Annotated in this window: 17 protein-coding genes; 8 read left to right on the top strand and 9 right to left on the bottom strand. The window is 71.3% G+C overall.

All coding sequences use genetic code 11. From position 1 onward, the window contains the following. The first annotated feature begins 134 nt into the window (after positions 1-134). From ACFYZB_RS25680 to pcp, 3 genes are read left to right on the top strand one after another with little or no spacing between them, the layout of a single operon-like run. Complete coding sequence (locus ACFYZB_RS25680) at positions 135-854, top strand: DUF969 domain-containing protein (RefSeq protein WP_388762790.1); 720 nt, start codon at positions 135-137, stop codon at positions 852-854. After that, entirely contained in the window at positions 851-1,825 is a 975-nt protein-coding gene (locus tag ACFYZB_RS25675; protein WP_388762788.1) for a DUF979 domain-containing protein, read from the top strand. Before ACFYZB_RS25680 ends, ACFYZB_RS25675 begins: the two co-directional genes overlap by 4 nt. A gap of 46 nt (positions 1,826-1,871) precedes the next feature. Continuing rightward, the gene (gene pcp / locus ACFYZB_RS25670) at positions 1,872-2,522 is read left to right on the top strand and encodes a pyroglutamyl-peptidase I (protein WP_351213257.1); all 651 of its coding nucleotides are present in this window, start codon (positions 1,872-1,874) and stop codon (positions 2,520-2,522) included. A gap of 219 nt (positions 2,523-2,741) precedes the next feature. Here pcp and ACFYZB_RS25665 read toward each other — a convergent pair whose 3' ends face one another. Further along, positions 2,742-3,080: a GNAT family N-acetyltransferase gene (locus tag ACFYZB_RS25665; protein WP_388762786.1), complete on the bottom strand. Its 339-nt coding sequence runs from the start codon at positions 3,078-3,080 to the stop codon at positions 2,742-2,744. Positions 3,081-3,121: 41 nt separating this feature from the next. Then, positions 3,122-4,111, bottom strand: a complete 990-nt coding sequence (locus tag ACFYZB_RS25660) for a pirin family protein (RefSeq protein ID WP_388762785.1) — start codon at positions 4,109-4,111, stop codon at positions 3,122-3,124. Between the two features lie 47 nt (positions 4,112-4,158). Here ACFYZB_RS25660 and ACFYZB_RS25655 point away from each other — a divergent pair, with 47 nt between their 5' ends. Further along, the gene (locus ACFYZB_RS25655; protein ID WP_388762783.1) at positions 4,159-4,407 is read left to right on the top strand and encodes a hypothetical protein; all 249 of its coding nucleotides are present in this window, start codon (positions 4,159-4,161) and stop codon (positions 4,405-4,407) included. A 20-nt stretch (positions 4,408-4,427) separates the two neighbouring features. Here ACFYZB_RS25655 and ACFYZB_RS25650 read toward each other — a convergent pair whose 3' ends face one another. The 3 genes from ACFYZB_RS25650 to ACFYZB_RS25640 form a co-directional block, all read right to left on the bottom strand. After that, entirely contained in the window at positions 4,428-5,420 is a 993-nt protein-coding gene (locus ACFYZB_RS25650) for an NADPH:quinone reductase (RefSeq protein ID WP_388762781.1), read from the bottom strand. A gap of 51 nt (positions 5,421-5,471) precedes the next feature. Continuing rightward, positions 5,472-6,359, bottom strand: a complete 888-nt coding sequence (locus ACFYZB_RS25645) for an MBL fold metallo-hydrolase (protein WP_388762780.1) — start codon at positions 6,357-6,359, stop codon at positions 5,472-5,474. 164 nt (positions 6,360-6,523) lie between these two features. After that, positions 6,524-7,714, bottom strand: a complete 1,191-nt coding sequence (locus ACFYZB_RS25640; RefSeq protein WP_388762778.1) for an acyl-CoA dehydrogenase family protein — start codon at positions 7,712-7,714, stop codon at positions 6,524-6,526. Positions 7,715-8,116: 402 nt separating this feature from the next. Between ACFYZB_RS25640 and ACFYZB_RS25635 the strand changes: the two genes are divergently transcribed. Then, the gene (locus tag ACFYZB_RS25635) at positions 8,117-8,503 is read left to right on the top strand and encodes a DUF2267 domain-containing protein (RefSeq protein WP_351213245.1); all 387 of its coding nucleotides are present in this window, start codon (positions 8,117-8,119) and stop codon (positions 8,501-8,503) included. 135 nt (positions 8,504-8,638) lie between these two features. Here ACFYZB_RS25635 and ACFYZB_RS25630 read toward each other — a convergent pair whose 3' ends face one another. Continuing rightward, complete coding sequence (locus ACFYZB_RS25630) at positions 8,639-9,307, bottom strand: dienelactone hydrolase family protein (RefSeq protein ID WP_388762776.1); 669 nt, start codon at positions 9,305-9,307, stop codon at positions 8,639-8,641. 350 nt (positions 9,308-9,657) lie between these two features. Between ACFYZB_RS25630 and ACFYZB_RS25625 the strand changes: the two genes are divergently transcribed. The 3 genes from ACFYZB_RS25625 to ACFYZB_RS25615 all read left to right on the top strand — a co-directional run bounded on the left by ACFYZB_RS25625 (position 9,658) and on the right by ACFYZB_RS25615 (position 13,222). After that, positions 9,658-10,116 carry a MarR family winged helix-turn-helix transcriptional regulator gene (locus tag ACFYZB_RS25625; RefSeq protein ID WP_388762774.1) on the top strand — a complete coding sequence of 153 codons (459 nt, stop codon included), beginning with the start codon at positions 9,658-9,660 and terminating at the stop codon, positions 10,114-10,116. 56 nt (positions 10,117-10,172) lie between these two features. Beyond that, positions 10,173-11,894 carry an MFS transporter gene (locus ACFYZB_RS25620; protein WP_388762772.1) on the top strand — a complete coding sequence of 574 codons (1,722 nt, stop codon included), beginning with the start codon at positions 10,173-10,175 and terminating at the stop codon, positions 11,892-11,894. A 146-nt stretch (positions 11,895-12,040) separates the two neighbouring features. Further along, a complete protein-coding gene (locus ACFYZB_RS25615; protein WP_388763074.1) occupies positions 12,041-13,222 on the top strand; it encodes a hypothetical protein in 1,182 nt (393 codons plus the stop codon). Between the two features lie 52 nt (positions 13,223-13,274). On the opposite strand, the gene ACFYZB_RS25610 is transcribed toward ACFYZB_RS25615, so the two are convergent. The 3 genes from ACFYZB_RS25610 to ACFYZB_RS25600 all read right to left on the bottom strand — a co-directional run bounded on the left by ACFYZB_RS25610 (position 13,275) and on the right by ACFYZB_RS25600 (position 16,665). Next, positions 13,275-13,793 carry a GNAT family N-acetyltransferase gene (locus tag ACFYZB_RS25610; protein ID WP_388763072.1) on the bottom strand — a complete coding sequence of 173 codons (519 nt, stop codon included), beginning with the start codon at positions 13,791-13,793 and terminating at the stop codon, positions 13,275-13,277. A gap of 136 nt (positions 13,794-13,929) precedes the next feature. Beyond that, positions 13,930-14,325, bottom strand: a complete 396-nt coding sequence (locus ACFYZB_RS25605) for a GNAT family N-acetyltransferase (RefSeq protein ID WP_388762769.1) — start codon at positions 14,323-14,325, stop codon at positions 13,930-13,932. A 147-nt stretch (positions 14,326-14,472) separates the two neighbouring features. Continuing rightward, a complete protein-coding gene (locus ACFYZB_RS25600; RefSeq protein ID WP_388762768.1) occupies positions 14,473-16,665 on the bottom strand; it encodes an MMPL family transporter in 2,193 nt (730 codons plus the stop codon). Positions 16,666-16,872 lie beyond the last annotated feature (207 nt).

Genomic DNA, 16,872 nt, shown 5'->3' with positions numbered 1-16,872 from the left:
AGGGATTGATTTGCCGAACGCCCCCTTGTTCGATCGTTGAACGATCCCCTAGGGTCCCGGTCATCCCTCACGGATCCGGGCCTCCGGATCCGCGCCGCTCGGGCGTCCCGCCCGCTCATGCCTAAGGCCACCGCATGATCGTTCTTCTCGGCGTCGTCGTGGTGATCCTCGGATTCGTCACGCGTCGCAACCCCGTCCTCGTGGTGGGCGTCGCCGGTGTCTTCACCGGACTGGTCGGCGGAATGAACCCGGCGGAGGTCCTCGCGGCCTTCGGCCGGTCCTTCGCCGACAGCCGCTCGGTCACCGTCTTCGCCGTCGTCCTCCCCGTGATCGGCCTCCTGGAGCGCTACGGCCTGCGCGAACAGGCCCGCAGGCTCATCGGCCGGCTCGCCGGGCTCAGCGCCGGCCGGTTCCTCACCGTCTACCTGCTGGCCCGCCAGATCACCGCGGCGTTCGGCCTCACCAGCATCGGCGGTCCCGCACAGACGGTGCGGCCGCTCGTCGCACCCATGGCCGAGGCCGCTGCCGAGCGCTCGACGGGCGGGGCGCTGCCGGAGCGCCTGCGGGAGAAGGTGCGTTCCTACGCCGCGTCCGCCGACACCGTGGGCCTCTTCTTCGGCGAGGACTGCTTCATCGCGATCGGCTCGATCCTGCTGATCACCGGCTTCGTCAACTCGACGTACCACCAGAACCTCGAGCCGACCCAACTGGCCCTGTGGGCGATCCCCGTCGCCGCCTGCGCCTTCCTCGTCCACGGCGCCCGCCTGCTGCTCCTGGACCGCCAGCTTCACCGGGAGATGGCACTCGCCACCGCCGAACACGATCTGCCGCTGCCGAAGGAGACCAACAAGTGATCAAGGTCGAATGGCTCTACTGGCTGGTGGGCCTCGTCTTCGTCGTCATGGCCGTGCAGATGGCCGCCGACCGCAGCAATCCCCGGCGATGGACGACCGCCGCGTTCTGGGGCCTGCTCGGGCTCACCTTCCCCTACGGCACCGGCGTCGCCGACGCCACCGCGAAGAACGGCGGCTGGACCCTGCCCGCCGAACCGCTCGGCATCGCGGTCCTCGCCCTGATCGTGCTCGCCGGATTCAACTTCCTCGGCAAGGGCGTCCCGGTCACCGGCACCGGCGAGGAACGCGAGGCCGCCGCCGCCCGGCTCGGCAGCAGGATCTTCATCCCCGCCCTGACGATCCCGCTCGTCGCCCTCGTCTGCGCCTCCTTCCTCGACACGTCCGGCCTGTTCGAGACCGGCAAGGCCACCCTGATCGGGCTCGGCGTCGGCTGCCTCGTCGCCCTGGTCGTCGGCATGCTGGTCACCGGCGAGCGGAGGCTGTCGGTACCGCTCCACTCCGGGCGCTCGATGCTCGAGGCGATGGGTTCCGCCCTGCTGCTGCCCCAGCTCCTCGCCGTGCTGGGCTCGATCTTCGCCCTGGCCGGGGTCGGCACCCAGGTGGGCAGGATCGTGCACGACGTGCTGCCGGACCACTCGAAGTACCTGGCCGTCATCGCGTACTGCGTGGGCATGTTCCTGTTCACCGTGATCATGGGCAACGCGTTCGCCGCGTTCCCCGTGATGACCGCGGCGATCGGCTGGCCCGTCCTCATTCAGCAGATGCACGGACATCCGCCGGCGATCCTCGCGATCGGCATGCTGGCCGGCTTCTCCGGCACGCTCTGCACTCCGATGGCCGCCAACTTCAACATCGTCCCGGCGACCCTGCTCGAGCTGAAGGACCAGTACGGCCCCATCAAGGCCCAGATCCCGACCGCCCTCCCGCTCCTGCTGTGCTCCACCACGATCATGGCGCTGTTCGCGTTCTGAGTGGCGTGCTGAGCTCCGCCCCTCGCCTTTCCGGGAAGGAAGTGCCATGACCCGCGCGCTCGTCACCGGCTTCGCCCCCTTCGACGGTCAGGAGGTCAACCCGTCCTGGCGGGCGGCCCGTCTGGTGGCCGCCGAGCCGCCCGCCGGACTCACGGTCACCGCCGCCGAACTCCCCTGTGTCTTCGGCACGTCCCTCGACACACTGCGCGACGCCATCCGCGCGTCCATGCCCGACCTGGTCCTGTGCCTGGGCCAGGCGGGCGGCCGTCCGGGCGTCACCGTCGAACGCGTCGGCATCAACGTCGACGACGCGCGCATCCCCGACAACGCGGGCAACCAGCCCGTCGACGAACCCGTGGTCCCGGGCGGCCCCGCCGCGTACTTCTCCACCCTCCCCGTCAAGGCCTGCGTCGCCGCCCTGCGCGCGGCAGGCGTGCCGGCCGCGGTCTCCAACACGGCCGGCACGTTCGTCTGCAACCACGTCGCCTACGGCCTCGGCCACCTGATCGCCACCGAATTCCCGCACGCCCGCGGCGGTTTCGTGCATGTGCCCTGGGCCCCGGAGCAGGTCACCGACGGCACCGCCCCGGCCCTGGAACCCGCCACGGTCGCCCACGGACTGCGCGCCCTGCTGGTCACCGCCGCCCGCACCCCGGCGGAGCACGACCTGAAGGTCACCGAGGGAGCCACCCACTGACGCCGGGCGGCTCGTCCGGCTGGCAGCCGCCGAGAAGGCGCCGCTTCCGCCGGGGGCATCGGACCGCTCCGAGAGCCGAGCGTGCGACGGTCTACGGCGACCGCACCAACTGCGGGCCGGTGGACGCCAGGCGGCCTGTGGCCGGGATGTGCGCGCAACCTCGCGGCCGTCCAGGATGTGCGCCGGGTCGCCCGGTACGGACCGCTCTCGGAGCCGCGGTCAGCCCAGCGCGGAGTCCAGCCAGTGCAGGACGTCCGGGGTCACGGGGTCGGTGATGTCGGCGAACTCCTCGTGCTTGTTCAGGAACTTGGCCACATAGGGGCAGACGGGCACGACCCGCTTGCCGGACTCGCGCACGTCGGTGAGTGCCTCCTTGACCAGCCGGGAGGCGAGCCCCCGTCCGGCGAACGCGTCGTCGACCTCGGTGTGGTAGAAGACGCGCTGTTCACCGCGGTCGCGGTAAGCGGTCAGTCCGGCGCGCTCGCCGTCGACCAGGATTTCGTACCGGTGCATGGCGTCATTGTGCTCGACGGTCGCAGCGGCGGAGGGCTGGCTCATGGGATGCCTTTCGGACGGGGGTGGTGCACGCATGGGACGGGTCAGTGGCGCGGTGGATTCCTGCGCGGTGTGATGACGGCGTTCGGGAGGGCGGGAGCGGGGAGACGGTCTCCCAGGTACCCCTCGACGGCGCCGAAGCGATCGGAGGAGTTCTGCCAGTCCTCCCGGGCCTTGGCGATGTCCTCGTGGCTGCGCCCGATGAAGTTCCACCACATGACGATTTCCTCCTCGAACGGGGTTCCGCCGAGCAGTACCGTGCGGGCGATGCCGTCCGACTCGTTCGTCAGCGTCAACGTGTCGAGGCCCGGGGGGAGGTAGCCCAGCTCCGAGGGGCCCACCGAGGTGCCGGCCAGGCGCACCTCTCCCTGGTCGACCAGGAGGCCGTGCTCGAAGTCCGGGTCCACGGCGAGCGTGAGGGCCGCGCGCGGCCGGAGGAGGATCTCGGCACCGAGCAGGGGTGTGAAGGTCGTCACCGGGGAGACGCTGCCGGCGAGGGAGCCGAGGAACACCCTGGTCTCGGCCCCGTCGGTCAGCACGGGTTCGGGCGCGTAGTGCTGGAAGTCCCGTCCGGTGCTGCGGTGGTCCTGCGGCAGCGCCACCCACAGCTGGACGCCGTGCAGGATTGTGGTCCGCGGGGTGGAGACCTCGGAGTGGCTGATGCCGTGTCCGCCGGTCATGAGGTTCAGCTCGCCGGGCCGCACGAGGGCGTGGTTGCCCATGCTGTCCCGGTGCTCGATCTCCCCGGTGAACAGCCAGCTCACGGTCTGCAGCCCGGTGTGGGGATGCGGGGCGACGTTCATGCCACCCGTCACCGAGACGTCGTCGGGGCCGTAGTGGTCGGCGAAGCACCAGGCACCGATCAGCGTCCGGGCCCGCTGCGGCAGGGTCCGCCGTACGGTCATCGCCCGGGGGCCGCCGAGGGGTACAGCGCGCGGGGTCAGGACGTCGACCCGGGCCGTCCCGGCCGGCTGCTCGTCGTCCACCGCACCACCGCACCGCAGTTCCGCGGGTTTCGTTTCGACGTTGCTCACCGTGGACCGCCCCCCGAAGAGATAGTTCTATATTCAACTATAGTGCCATGATCGCAGTCCGACGGCACGCGATCTCCGCCGACACCGACCCTTGGCTCATCCACACACCCGTAGCTCTGACCAACCTACGCGTTCTGGTGGAAACCGCCCGGAACTGTTTTTCCGTACACCGGCTCCCGGCCCCGAAGAAGGTCAACGCCCAGCCGGTCGCGCTGGTGGCGGCGGGCCTCGCGCCCGACCACGCCCGCGGCCGGATCGTGGGCCGGGTGACGAGCGGGCTCCTCACCGGCACCTGATCGGCCGACGACCGGGGTGGTCAGCCGTCCGAGCTGGGGTCCGTACGCAGGACAGCCCGCCGTCCGTGCAGTTCGCCCCTGTCCATCCGGGCATGCACGTCGGCGGCCGCGCCGAGGGGGAAGACCTCGATGCTGCGCGGGCGCAGAGCACCCCGGCCGAGCAGGCCGTTGATGTACGCGGCGGCTTCCGCGAGTTCGTCGGGTGTCGCGTGGGAGATCACGAACCCCACGATGGAACAGTCGTTCATGTACAGCGCCCCGGCGGGCAGCACGGGGCGGGTCCGGGCGCCGGCCAGCAGCACCACGCGGCCCCTGCGGGCGAGCAGGTCGACCGTCGTCTCGAGATCGTTGACGCCCGCCGTGTCCACGTACAGGTCGAGTCCCGACGGCGCCGCGCCACGGATCTTCTCGGTGAGTTCCGGATCCCGGTAGTCGAACACCTCCCACGCGCCGAGCTCCGCGCAGTACCGGGCGTCCCGCGCACCGGCCGTGGCGAGGACGCGGGCGCCGGCCCGCACCGCCATCGTCACCAGGGCGCTGCCGACGTTGCCCGCGGCGCCCGCGACGAGCACGGTCTCACCCACGCGGAGCCGCCCATGGACGAACAGGGCCAGATAGGCGGTCGCCGCCGGATGGAACGCGGCCACCGCCGCATACGGATCGACTCCCTCGGGCAGGTGGTACAGCCGGTCGGCCGCCACCACCGCCTGCTCCGCTGCCGCACCCTGCCTCCCCCCGTGCCCGAGGCTGTTGCACCACACCCGGTCCCCCGTACGGAAGCCGCTGGCACCGGGGCCCGCCGCGGCGACCGTGCCGACCAGATCACGGCCCACGACGAAGGGAAAGCCGACCTGCGTGGGGAAGAGCCCCGACCGCACGAACGTGTCCACCGGGTTGACCGCGGTGGCCAGGACGTCCACCAGCACGTCGGTGGGGCCGGGCCGGGGCGCGGCGATCTCGCCGTACCGGATGACGTCGGCGGAACCCAGCTCCTCGATGTACGCAGCACGCATGGCACCCCATGTTTCCACCTCCGCCCCGGAAACCTCGGCCGAACCGGACCGTCACCAGCGCACCGCGGTGAAATCGACGGGCCGGGGCCGCAGTTCGCGGGTCCGGGCGGTCAGCCCGCGCAGTCGCCGGGCCATCTCGTCGGCGGGCAGGCGCCGGCGGTCGCCATGGCCCGGCAGCAGCCACTCGAAGCGCAGCCGGCCGGCGGTGCGCGCCAGGGAGGCGGCCAGCTCCCGGATGTCGTACCAGGTGACGCTCTCGGCCACCTCGATGTCCCCGGTGGTGCGCGACCAGTAGAAGCTGTCGCCGCTGAAGCAGTACCGGTCGTCGGCGAGGAAGAGCACGCTGCCTCGGGTGTGGCCGGGCAGGGGGTGGGCGATGACGCCCTCGGCGATCTCCACCGGGTCGGTGCCCCGCAGGACGCGGTCGGCGTCCTGCGAAGCATCGAGGTCTCCCTCGTGGATCCACAGCCGCGCGCCGAAGCGGTCGGCGTAGCGGCGGCCGTGCGCGGCGTGGTCGCGATGGGTGAGCAGGACGTCGGTGACGGGGGCGAGCCTCTCGTAGCGCGCCGCCAGTGCGGTGCTCCAGCGCGGGGTGTCCACCATCATCGCGGTGCCGTCGGGGCGGCGTAACAGGTAGGAGTTGGCTCCCGCGGTGTGCGTGGAATTGTGTCCACACAGGTGAACGGTGTCGTCCAGGGCCATCGGGAACGGGTCCAGGCCCGCATCCAGCCGCCCTCCCGGGGGGCGGATCGAGCGGGTGGGGCAGGCATGGGCGGCCGCGTGGAGCTGCCCCGCCTCGGCCCCGTCCCGCGGCTGCCGCAGCACGGCCGAGCGCCCGTCGACCTCACCGATCAGGCCGGGCGCGAGTTGTCTGGCGGCATCGCAGTTGGTGCACCGCTCGTCCACGTACCAGCCGTCCTCGAACCGTTCTCCGCTCATGGCCCGTTCCCTCCGCATCGTGTCCGTCGACCGGCCTCTCGCCCTCCAGGGGTATACGACGCACAGTGGACAGGGGAAGGGCACCTGGATCTTGTGGCCGGCGGAAGTACCGTTTCACGAAGTGTCAGGACCGAGTGACGCAGGCACGTCGAGAGCCGGCCGGGTCAGCGCCTCGGCTCCGCGCTCTCCACGCCGAGTGCCCAGGCCCCGTACGCCGTGCCGGTGGTCTCGAAGGAGAAGATCACATGGGACGCGGCGGTGTTGACGTCGCGCCAGAACCGCTGGACCGGGTCGGCCTCGAAGTGGCCCGTCGTCCCGGTGCCGCGGAAGAGCCGTTCGACGGCCGACACCGACAACTCGACCGCCAGCGCGAGGTCCCGCGGACCGCGGACCGCCGCCTCGCCCTCCCTGGTCTCCTCGATGCCGTCGGCGACCCGAGCGGCCCGCTGGACGAGGAGTGCGGCGGCGTCCACCTCTGCGGCCGAGCGTGCCAGGTCGATCTGTACCGACGGCTTCTCGCGCAGCGGGGCGCCCCGCCGGTCGGACCGCCGGAGGTTCTGCTCGGCCGCGGTCCGCACGGCACCCCGTGCGGCACCCACCACGGGCACGGCGAGCGGGAGCGCGTTCACCGCGTTCACGGGGACCGTGTGGCAGCGGGCCTCGGAGGCGGTCGCCCGGCCCGCGTTGATGTCGAACCTCGACAGGGTCAGATGCTCGGGTACGAAGACGTCGTCCAGGACCATGGTGTCGCTGCCGGTCCCCCGCATGCCCAGCGTGAACCAGGTGTCCTTGATGGTGATGTCGGCCTGCGGCACCGCGAAGAACCGCACCTCGCCCCGCCCGTCCGGGCCCACCTCGCCGGGTACGGCGGAGCAGGCGAAGACCCAGTCGGCGAAGCGCACTCCGCTGATGTACTTCCATTCGCCGCTGAGCCGCCAGCCGCCGGAGACGGGCTCGGCCTTCCCGGCCGGCATGAGCGCGCCCGCCATGAGGGCGTCCGGCCCGTCGCCCCAGATCACCGCCTGTCCCTCCGGGGGCAGGTACGCGCCGTACCGGGCCGCGTAGGCGGACAGCGAGGCCGCCCAGGCAGCCGAGGCGCAGCCCTCGCCGACCAGCATCACCGCCGAGGTCATGTCCACGAACCGGCCTTCCGTGCCGCCGAAGGCCGCGGGCACGAAGTGCCGGGCGAACCCGGCCTCCCGCACCGCCTCGACCACCTCGGACGCAAGGCACCGGTCGGCCTCCGTCTCGTCGCTGCACCGCGCCGCGATCTGCGCCACGCGCGGAGCACCGGCGACCACGGCCGCCACGCCCGGCCTCTCGGCAAGGATCGTCGCTGTGCTGTCGCTGAGCATATGTTCGCCACCTCCGTTGGGATGGCGGCAGTCTCTCCGGCCGAGCCCACGACAGTCCGCACCCAGGCCGGGACCGGCCCGTCAATCACCCGACCGGCTTCACTTCCCCGCACCTGCTCGGCCCCGCCGGCCGCGACGCGCTGCCGATGTCCCGGTTCGAACACCGGCCGGTCGACCAGCGCTTCATCGGCTGCCACGCAACCTGCGAGCGGCCGGTTTCGCACCTGGCACCCCCCTGGTGGGAGCCGATGTCGAGGCCTTCCTCCGGTTCCTCGCGGCCTGGGACCGGCGAACCTACAATGACGACATCACCCCTGTCCGTCGGCCGCCCCGGACCCGGTCGCGGCGGACGGGGAGGGTACGACTCGCCGTGATGGCCTGCGACGACAGTGGGAGGCCGCCGTGCAATTGGAAGAATTCCTGGCCCAGGTCCGCGACCGGGGCGAGTACCGCAGCCGCGAGGAGACCGAGCACGTCTGCGAGGCGGTCCTGTGGGTGCTCGCGACCCGGATCGCCCCGGAGGAGGCCGACGATCTGGCTGCTCGGTTGCCCGCCCCCCTGGACGAGGCCCTGCATCTGGACCGGGGGCGTCCCGAGACGTTCGACTGTGACGAGTTCCTCCGGCGGGTGTCCATGCAGACCGGCGCCCGGCCCCGCACGGCCGAGTGGGACGCGGACGCCGTCCTGTCCACGGTGGCCGACGCGGTGCCCACCCGGCAGCTCGACCACCTCCTGTCCTGCCTGCCGGACCGCTACGCCGAGTTCTTCGGCAGGCCGAATCCGAGCTGACCGAGCCGACGGGCGACTTCGCGGACAGCCCCGCGTGGGCGCTGTCGGCGACCGCGTGACGCTGTCGGCGCGAGCGGTCACTCGCCCTGCTGCACGGTCTCCTCGGTCAGTCGCCCTGCTGCACGGTCTCCTCGGTCACTCGCCCCGCTGCACGGTCTCCTCGGTCAGTCGCTCGTCGCACCACTGCCGGGCCACCTCGGCGACCTCTTCCAGGGCGCCGGGTTCCCCGAACAAGTGGGTCGCCCCGGGAACGACGTGCAGCGCATGCGGCACCCGCAGGTACCTGGCCGCCTCCTCGTTCAGCTCCTGCACCTGCGGGTCCATTCCGCCGACGACGAGCAGCACCGGGGCCCGCACCTGTCCCAGGGCGTCGCCCGCCAGATCGGGCCGGCCGCCCCGCGAGACCACGGTCAGCACCCGGTCGGGGCGCTGGGCCGCGGCCACCAGCGCCGCGGCGGCGCCCGTGCTGGCGCCGAACAGGACCACGGGAAGGCCCCGGGCGTCGGGCTGTGTGTCCAGCCAGTCGATCGCTGCCACGAGCCGTCGGCCGAGGAGCGGAATGTCGAAGCGGTGCTCGCCGGTCAGCGCGTCGTGCCGCTCCTCCCGTTCGCTGAGCAGGTCCATCAGCAGCGTGCCGAACCCTGCGGTGCGCAGTTCGGCGGCCACCATCCGGTTGCGCGGACTGTGCCGGGAACTGCCGCTGCCGTGCGCGAAGAGCACCACGGCCCGCGCCGCCGTCGGGACCACGAGGTCACCGGAGAGTGTGGCGTCGCTGGTGGGAACCAGAACCATGTCGGAGATCATCGGCATCACTTCTTCCACGCCTGCCGACCATCGGATCACCGCGGATCACGAGGATCCGGAAGTCCCTCCTGTCCACCATATCGAAGCGACGTATGTCATGTCTTTCACACAAAGCTCCTTGCCGGTCGTCCCCCGTTCGGCAGCTTCTGCGACATGCGGCACTTCATGGCTTCGGTCCCGGTGGTCCGATGAGCGGCTGGTGGTCCTCCCTGGAGGAACAGAGCCGGCGCCTCCCCTCCCTCAGCTCCTCGGTACCGAAGTACAGCAGCGGCCTGTGCTCACGGTCTCCTCCTCGTGATGCGACGGCCGACACACTTGATGCGCACTACATCTATCTACATAATGGCGTTATGCATAAGCAGGTCATGGCTGCCCGCCCCGTGGACGTGTCGGCCGAGCATCTGATGCTCGCCGTGGAGGAGATCGTCCGGTACGTGCGCCGCGGCGCCACCACCGGCGGCCTGAGCACCGCGGCCTCGTCCGCGCTCAGCCGGCTGGGGCGCGAAGGACCCCAGCGGCTGACCGAACTGGCCCGCGCCGAGAACGCCTCCCAGCCCAACATGACCCAGCTCGTCACCCGCATGGAGCGAGCCGGACTGGTGCGGCGCACCGCCGACAGCAGCGACGGCCGCGGGGTGCTGGTGGAGGCGACCGACACGGGTCTGGAGGTGTTCCGGCAACGGCGAACCGAACGCGCCGACGCCCTGGAGCGGCTCGTCGAGGAGCTGACCGAGCCCGAGCGGCACGCCGTGGCCATCGCGCTGCCCGCGCTGGCCCGGGTGATCCAGGACCGCCGGACACGTTCCTGAACCTGCCCGTCCCCGTACATCCACCCTCCCCGGAGAGAACTGGAGTTGAAGCGGTCATGAGCGCACCGCAAGGAAGGCCCGCCAGCCCGTTCCGGCAGCCCAGGGCCGTCTGGGCCGTGGCGTTCGCCTGCGTGATCTCGTTCATGGGCATCGGCCTGGTCGACCCGATCCTGCCCGCCCTCGCCCAGAGCCTGCACGCCTCGCCCAGCCAGGTCTCGCTGCTGTTCAGCAGCTATCTGATCGTCACCGCGGTGGCGATGCTGGTCGTCGGCTGGTTCTCCAGCCGGTTCGGCGCCAAGCGCACCCTGGTCATCGGCCTGGCCGTCATCGTGGTCTTCGCCGCACTGGCCGGCTCCACGGACTCCATCGACGGCATCGTCGGCTTCCGCGCCGGCTGGGGCCTGGGCAACGCCCTCTTCATCGCCACCTCGCTCGCGGTCATCGTCGCCTCGGCGAGCGGCGGGTTCGGCGGCGCGATCATCCTCTACGAGACCGCCCTGGGCCTCGGTATCGCCGTAGGACCGCTGCTGGGCGGCGAGTTGGGCGCCATCAGCTGGCGCGGCCCGTTCTTCGGCGTCGCCGTCCTCATGGGCATAGCCCTCGTCGCGACCCTCGCCTTCGTACCGTCCCTGCCCAGGCCCGCCCGGCCCACCTCCCCCATGGCCCCGCTCAAGGCGCTGCGCCACCGCGGTCTGCTGACCATGGGCCTCATGGCCCTGCTCTACAACTGGGGCTTCTTCACGATGCTCGGCTACGCCCCCTATCCGATGAAGCTCAGCGCCCACGAGCTGGGTCTCGTCTTCACCGGCTGGGGACTGCTGGTGGCCGCCTTCAGCGTCTTCTTCGCCCCGCGCCTGCAGGCCCGTTTCGGCACCGCTCCGGTTCTCTACATCAACCTCGTCGGTCTCGGCATCGTGATGGCGGTCATCGCCGCCGGCGTGCGGACACCGGCCGTCGTCATCGTCGCGGTCATCGTCAGCGGCGCCTTCATCGGCATCAACAACACCCTCACCACGCAGGCCGTCATGCTCGTCTCCCCCGTGGAGCGCCCCGTGGCCTCCTCCGCGTACGGCTTCCTGCGTTTCATCGGCGGCGGCCTGGCGCCGTACGCCGCCGGCAAGCTCGCCGACGCCACCGACCTGAGCGTGCCCTTCTACCTCGGTGCCGTCACCTTCGTCCTGGCCGTCCCCGTCCTGGCCAGTGGGCACGGCCTGTTGCGCCGGGCCGAGACGGACACCGGTGACAGCGAATCCACGGCGCCCTCGCTGACGCCCGTCGGCGCCCCGGCCACCGTGGACACCCCGCCGGTCATCGTCGCGGTGGGCGCGCACGACCGGGCCGCCGCCATCGTCGACGCGGCGGCCCGCCTCGCGCGGGACACCGGCAGCCCGCTGGAGGTCGTCCACGTCCAGCAGACGGCGGTGGTCGAGGAACAGGCCGTCGAGACGGAGACCGTCGAACAGGCCCGGGCCGCCGTGGTCGCCCACCTGGACCGTCTCGCCGGCCGAGGCATCGCCGCCACCGGTCAGATCCTCAGCAGCGTCGGCGACCACGCGGCCGCCGGCCGTGCGCTGGCCCGGCACGCGGCGCACGTGGGTGCCCGCGCGGTCGCGGTCGGCCGCTCCCCGCGTGGTCCGCTCGCCCAGTTCGCCGACGGCAGTCTCACCACGGCGCTCACCCACAGTGCACACTGCACGGTCGTGCTGGTCGACGCCGACGACACCCGCCGGCACCTGACGCCGGCCGCCCTGGCGGAACTGCGCGCGACCGCGGTCTGAGGTCCGCTGCCGCCCCGCGCCACGACACCTCTGCGGAAACGGTCCTGATCCTCAGGACCGTTTCGCGCCGGGCGCGGGCGACACGCCCTTCCGGTGCGTTCCGGATTGCGCTCGTGTGTGCGGCCGCTCATGGTCGGAGGGTGAGCATGTCACCCGCGCTGCGGCCGCCCGACAGCCCTCGTGAGACCGGCCGCGGTCGTGTGCAGGGTGCCCCGGGCGTTCTCCGGGCCCTCGCCGTGTTCGCAGCCGTCCGGTTCACCGGGGTCGTCCTGCTGATCGTGGTCGACGGACTGGCCGGCCGCCCGTTCGGGAAGAGCCTGGTCCATGCGTGGGACTCGGTCTGGTACCTGCACATCGCCGAACACGGCTACGGAACCCAGCTGCGCATCACCAGCACGGGCGCGGTCCAGACCGACTGGGCCTTCTTCCCCCTGTATCCGGCACTCATCCGGGCCCTGTGCGGCGTGCTCCCGCTGACCGCCGGGCAGGCCGGGCTGCTGATCTCCTGGAGTTGCGCGGGGATCGCCGGGTACGGCATCTACGCCATCGTCCATCACCTCCACGGGCGGACCGTCGCCACCGCTGTCGTCGCCCTGTGGGCCGTAGTGCCGCAGTCGGTCGCCCTCACCCTGGCGTACACGGAACCCCTGTTCACCGCGTGCGCCGCCTGGGCCCTGTACGCCGTGCTGCGCCGCCGCTGGCTGGCCGCGGGCTCGCTGGCGCTGCTGGCGGGCCTCACCCGGCCGACCGGGATCGCGGTCGCCGCGGCCGTGGCCACCGCGGCCGCGCACGAGGTCGTACGGCGGCGCGGGCGCGCCTCCCCGGGACTCCTGGTCGGCGCGGCCCTCGGTCCCCTGGGCTGGGCGGGGTACGTGCTGTGGGTGGGACGGCAGACCGGTGACCTGTGGCACGGCTACCTGCGGGTGCAGAGTGCCTGGAACTCCCGCCTGGACCTCTCGGTCGGGCCCCTGCGGTTCCTGGAGTCGATGCCGCTGCAGGGCAGTTGGGTGACCTATCCGGTCTCCGTGGTCCTGGTCGTGGCAGCCATCGTGTCGTTCTGCCTCTTGTGTCAGGACCGCGCCCCACTGCCGCTGGTGGTCTTCGCGGGCGTGCTGCTGTTGATGGCGGTCGCGGTGTCCGGTCCCTTCTCCTCCAAGCCGCGCTTCCTCCTTCCCGCGTTCCCCCTGCTCATCCCCCCGGCCCGCGCCCTCGCACGGGTGTGGCGCTCGCCCCCGTCCCCCCGGGTCCGCCTGGTGTGCGGCGGCCTCACGACCGTGTCCCTGCTCTACGGCGCCTACCTGGCGGCCCTCTCCGGCCAGCCGCTGTGAGGCACCGGCGCAGGCGCGCGTCCGCCCGGGGGCCGGGGTCGGCTCCGCGGGCTCACAGGTCCTTGCGCATCAGGACACACATCGTCTCGTGCCGGCGGAGGACACCGTCGGGTCCTTCGACGTCCCAGCCATCCGGCGCACGGCCGTACGCCACATAGCCCAGGCGTTCGTACAGCGCGCGAGCCCGCGGGTTGTCCTCCTCCACGGCGAGTTCCGCCCTGCTCAGGCCGCGCCCCGCGATGCGCTGTTCGGCGGCCCCGATCAGGAGGGTTCCGAGCCCGCGGGACTGCAGCGCTGGGAGCACCGCGAGCTGCCACAAGGTGCCGGCTCCCCCGGACACCCCGTAGTCGACGCCGCCGATCGCCACGGGCAGATCCACCGGGGTGCAGACCGCCAGGTAGTCCACCTCCCCCGCCGCGGCGCGCGCCAGCGCCCGCTCCACCTGGCGCAGATGGGTGGCCGAGCCGGACCAGGTGCACGCGGGGAGATCGCGGGGCAGCAGATCGCGCACGCCGACGGGCAGGACAATCGTGGCGGTGGACGCACTTTGAGCTGTCACGGCCGTGAGCATGCCGCCCGCAGTGAGCATCCGGCAAAGCATTTCTGAGCGTCGCCGGGCGGGCCAAGTCGTCGGCACGAGTTGGCAAGAGCAGCGGGAAGGTGCCGGGCCGGTGCGGCGTTGCCCGAGGCGGTACGGTCGGTCGGCGTCAGAGCGCCAGCAGCCCCGCTGTCGTCTCCTTGAACCCGCACGCGTCGAAGTAGAATGGACGCAGGTGGTCCTCGAAGTCGACGTGCAGCCACTCGCACCGAGCGGCGCGGGCCCCTTCGGCCGCGGTCGCGACGAGCGCGGTGCCGACTCCCCGGGTACGGCAGTGCTCGGCCACGACCGTGTCCAGGACGAAGGCGTGCGCTCCGCCGTCCCAGGCGACATTGACGAACCCGACCGGCGTCCCGTCCTCCCATGCACAGACCCAGCCGAGGCTGTGCCGCTGCAGCCTCTCCCGCCACTCGGTCCGACCCACCGGGTGACCGAAGCCCGTGGCGTGCAAGGCGTCGAGGGCCGCGTTGTCGAACTCGCCCCGCCACTCATAGGTGATCTTCATGTCCGGATCGTAGGGGGCGGGTAGAAACGCCGGTCGGCACCTGCACGAAGCCGCGTGGTGCACCCGTACCCCTGCGGCGTGCCGATGGAGAGTCCGGCCGGGTCCCATGGGGCCCGGCCGGACTCCCCGTCACGCCGTACGTCGCGGCTAGTTGCGGCGACCCGCGGGGTCGTGGGCGAGGGAGTCCCGGTCGGCTCCGGGCGGCGTCGCGGAACCGCCGGCAGCGGTGCCCGCGCCGGACGGCACCGCCTCGGCCCGGTCACCGTGCCCCGGCCACCACGCGGCATGGCCGATCAGTGCGGTGAGGCTCGGGGTGAAGAACATCGCCATGACGAAGGCGGCCACCGCGATGCCGAAGGAGACCGCGAAACCCATCTCGGTGAACAGCGAGTTACCCGCCAGCATCATCGTGGCGAAGGTTGCCGCCAGGATGAAACCGGCCGCCGCGACGGTCGGTCCGGCGTGCCTCAGCGCCATCCCGGCCGCCTCACGCGGGTCGCGGCCCTCGCGGGCCTCCTCACGGAGCCGGGCGATCATGAGGATGTTGTAGTCCGTGCCGATGGCGACCACGAACAGATACATGAACACCGGGAGCATGAACATCAGGCCCGAGTGTCCCTGCCCCTTCTGGAAGATCCACACGGTGGCGCCGAGGGTGGCGCCGAAGCCGAGGCCCACCGATGCCATCAGGTACCAGGGGGCGACGACGCTGCGCAGCAGCAGTCCCAGGATCACCATGATGAGGACGGCGGCCACCGGGAAGACCGTCTTGTAGTCGTGGTTCACCGCGGTGTTGATGTCCTTGTAGATCGAGGACATGCCGCCGACGACGGCCTCGGTGCCGTCAGGGGCGTCGGCGTGGGCGACGTCCCGGACACGGCCCACGGCGTCGATCGCCTTGTCCGTCGACGCCTCGTACTTGAGCGTGACGGTGAAGTCCGCGGTGCTGCCGTCCTTGTTGACCCGCGTCATACGGACGTTCTCGACCCCGTCCACGGCGGCGAGCCTGCTCACGTACGCGCCGAAGGCGGCCTTGTCCAGCGGTTTGCCGTCGGTGCTGGACAGGTAGACGTCGGTCGGTGCCGCGGCACCCGCCGAGTACGCCTTCTGCATCTGGTCCTGGACGACCATGGACTCCTTGGTCTTGGGCATCGAGCCCGAGGCCAGATCGAACGAGGCGTGGTAGCTGAAGATGCCGAGCGACAGCGCGACCAGGACGAGACCGGACACTGCGGCCGCGAGCGCCGGGCGGCGCTGCACCCCGCGGCCCAGGGCGGCGAACCGGGCGTTCTCCGGCTCCTTCTGCCAGGACTTGGAAGGCCAGAAGACCTTGGGCCCGATCAGCGAGACCACCGCCGGGACCAGGGTCAGACCCGCGACGAGGGTCGCACCGACCGCGATGGCGAGCGCCGGCCCCATCTGCTTGAGGAAGCCGAGGGTCGACAGCACCAGCGCGAGGAAGGCGATGATGACGGCACCGGCGGCCGAGGCGATGGCCTCACCGACCCGGCCGACCGCGTTGATCATCGCCTGCTTGGGTTCGTCACCGGCCCGCAGGGCCTCGCGGTAACGGAACATCAGGAACAGGAAGTAGTCGGTGCCCACGCCGAAGAGCACGACGATGAGGATCCCCGAGATCGAGCTGTTGGCCTGCAGGTCGAACAGCTTGGTGGCGTAGGAGATCAGGCCGTTGGCGACGGCCGACACCAGGACGATCAGCACCACGGGCAGTACGGCCAGCAGTGGCGCCCGGAAGATGATCAGCAAGGTCACCAGGATGATCGCGACGGTGCCGAAACCGATCAGCGCCTGTCCTCGCTTGGACGCGTCCTGCTGGTCGAGGGTCTGGGCGGCGGAACCGCCGAGCTTGACGTCGAGGTGCGTGCCCTTGGCGAGTTGCTTGACGTCGTCGCGCAACGCCTTCGCCGCGTCGGCCTGTTTGGGCTGACCGGTGTTCTTGCTGTCCATCTGGACCAGGGTCAGGTCGTACCTGCCGTCCTCGGACGGCGGGCCGGGGACGACCTTCTGCACCTCGTCGATGTGCTTCTTGCCCAGTTCGGTGGTGATCCGGGCGACGTCCTGCTTGTCGGCGGCGGTCAGCCTGCCGCCGTCCGTGCGCTGGTACAGCGCGATCGCGGACGGGGTGAAGGCGCTGGGGAACGCCTTCTGCTGGAGCTCCGCCGCTTTGATGGACTCGTAACTCTTGGGAAGGAAGCTGCTCTCGTCACTGTTCGAGGGCAGACTCGGAGCAGTGGCGACGATCGCCACTGCGGCGATCAGCCATGCCACGATCGTCCACACGGGATGTCGGACGACAGTGTTGCCAATACGTCGGAACATGCGGAAGGTCCTCCTGGACAGGAAGATCACCGCAGCCCGGGGAGCGGTCCCTGGCATCGGCGACCCCGAACGGCACGTATCGAACGGGCCGGTCGATCGGTTGTCTTGGGCCTCATGGTAGTGACCCGGATACGAAGAACATCTCATCAAGTGGTCTCGGCTCGAGTGTCGTTCGAGCGCTCGGGGGACGGGAGCGCACGGGGGACA

This window comes from Streptomyces sp. NPDC001852, from assembly GCF_042891825.1.
In the GTDB taxonomy this organism is placed as follows: domain Bacteria; phylum Actinomycetota; class Actinomycetes; order Streptomycetales; family Streptomycetaceae; genus Streptomyces.
Note: the sequence above shows the minus strand (reverse complement) of the source record. Positions and strands in the feature narration are given on the sequence as shown.

Bases quoted from the DNA above. Each gene is read 5' to 3' on its own strand.
- ACFYZB_RS25655 (WP_388762783.1), top strand. From the start codon at position 4,159: ATGATCGCAGTCCGACGGCACGCGATCTCCGCCGACACCGACCCTTGG.
- ACFYZB_RS25680 (WP_388762790.1), top strand. From the start codon at position 135: ATGATCGTTCTTCTCGGCGTCGTCGTGGTGATCCTCGGATTCGTCACG.
- ACFYZB_RS25665 (WP_388762786.1), bottom strand. From the start codon at position 3,080: ATGAGCCAGCCCTCCGCCGCTGCGACCGTCGAGCACAATGACGCCATG.
- ACFYZB_RS25640 (WP_388762778.1), bottom strand. From the start codon at position 7,714: ATGCTCAGCGACAGCACAGCGACGATCCTTGCCGAGAGGCCGGGCGTG.
- ACFYZB_RS25615 (WP_388763074.1), top strand. From the start codon at position 12,041: ATGTCACCCGCGCTGCGGCCGCCCGACAGCCCTCGTGAGACCGGCCGC.
- ACFYZB_RS25650 (WP_388762781.1), bottom strand. From the start codon at position 5,420: ATGCGTGCTGCGTACATCGAGGAGCTGGGTTCCGCCGACGTCATCCGG.
- ACFYZB_RS25645 (WP_388762780.1), bottom strand. From the start codon at position 6,359: ATGAGCGGAGAACGGTTCGAGGACGGCTGGTACGTGGACGAGCGGTGC.
- ACFYZB_RS25620 (WP_388762772.1), top strand. From the start codon at position 10,173: ATGAGCGCACCGCAAGGAAGGCCCGCCAGCCCGTTCCGGCAGCCCAGG.
- pcp (WP_351213257.1), top strand. From the start codon at position 1,872: ATGACCCGCGCGCTCGTCACCGGCTTCGCCCCCTTCGACGGTCAGGAG.
- ACFYZB_RS25610 (WP_388763072.1), bottom strand. From the start codon at position 13,793: ATGCTCACGGCCGTGACAGCTCAAAGTGCGTCCACCGCCACGATTGTC.
- ACFYZB_RS25630 (WP_388762776.1), bottom strand. From the start codon at position 9,307: ATGATCTCCGACATGGTTCTGGTTCCCACCAGCGACGCCACACTCTCC.
- ACFYZB_RS25600 (WP_388762768.1), bottom strand. From the start codon at position 16,665: ATGTTCCGACGTATTGGCAACACTGTCGTCCGACATCCCGTGTGGACG.
- ACFYZB_RS25605 (WP_388762769.1), bottom strand. From the start codon at position 14,325: ATGAAGATCACCTATGAGTGGCGGGGCGAGTTCGACAACGCGGCCCTC.
- ACFYZB_RS25625 (WP_388762774.1), top strand. From the start codon at position 9,658: ATGCATAAGCAGGTCATGGCTGCCCGCCCCGTGGACGTGTCGGCCGAG.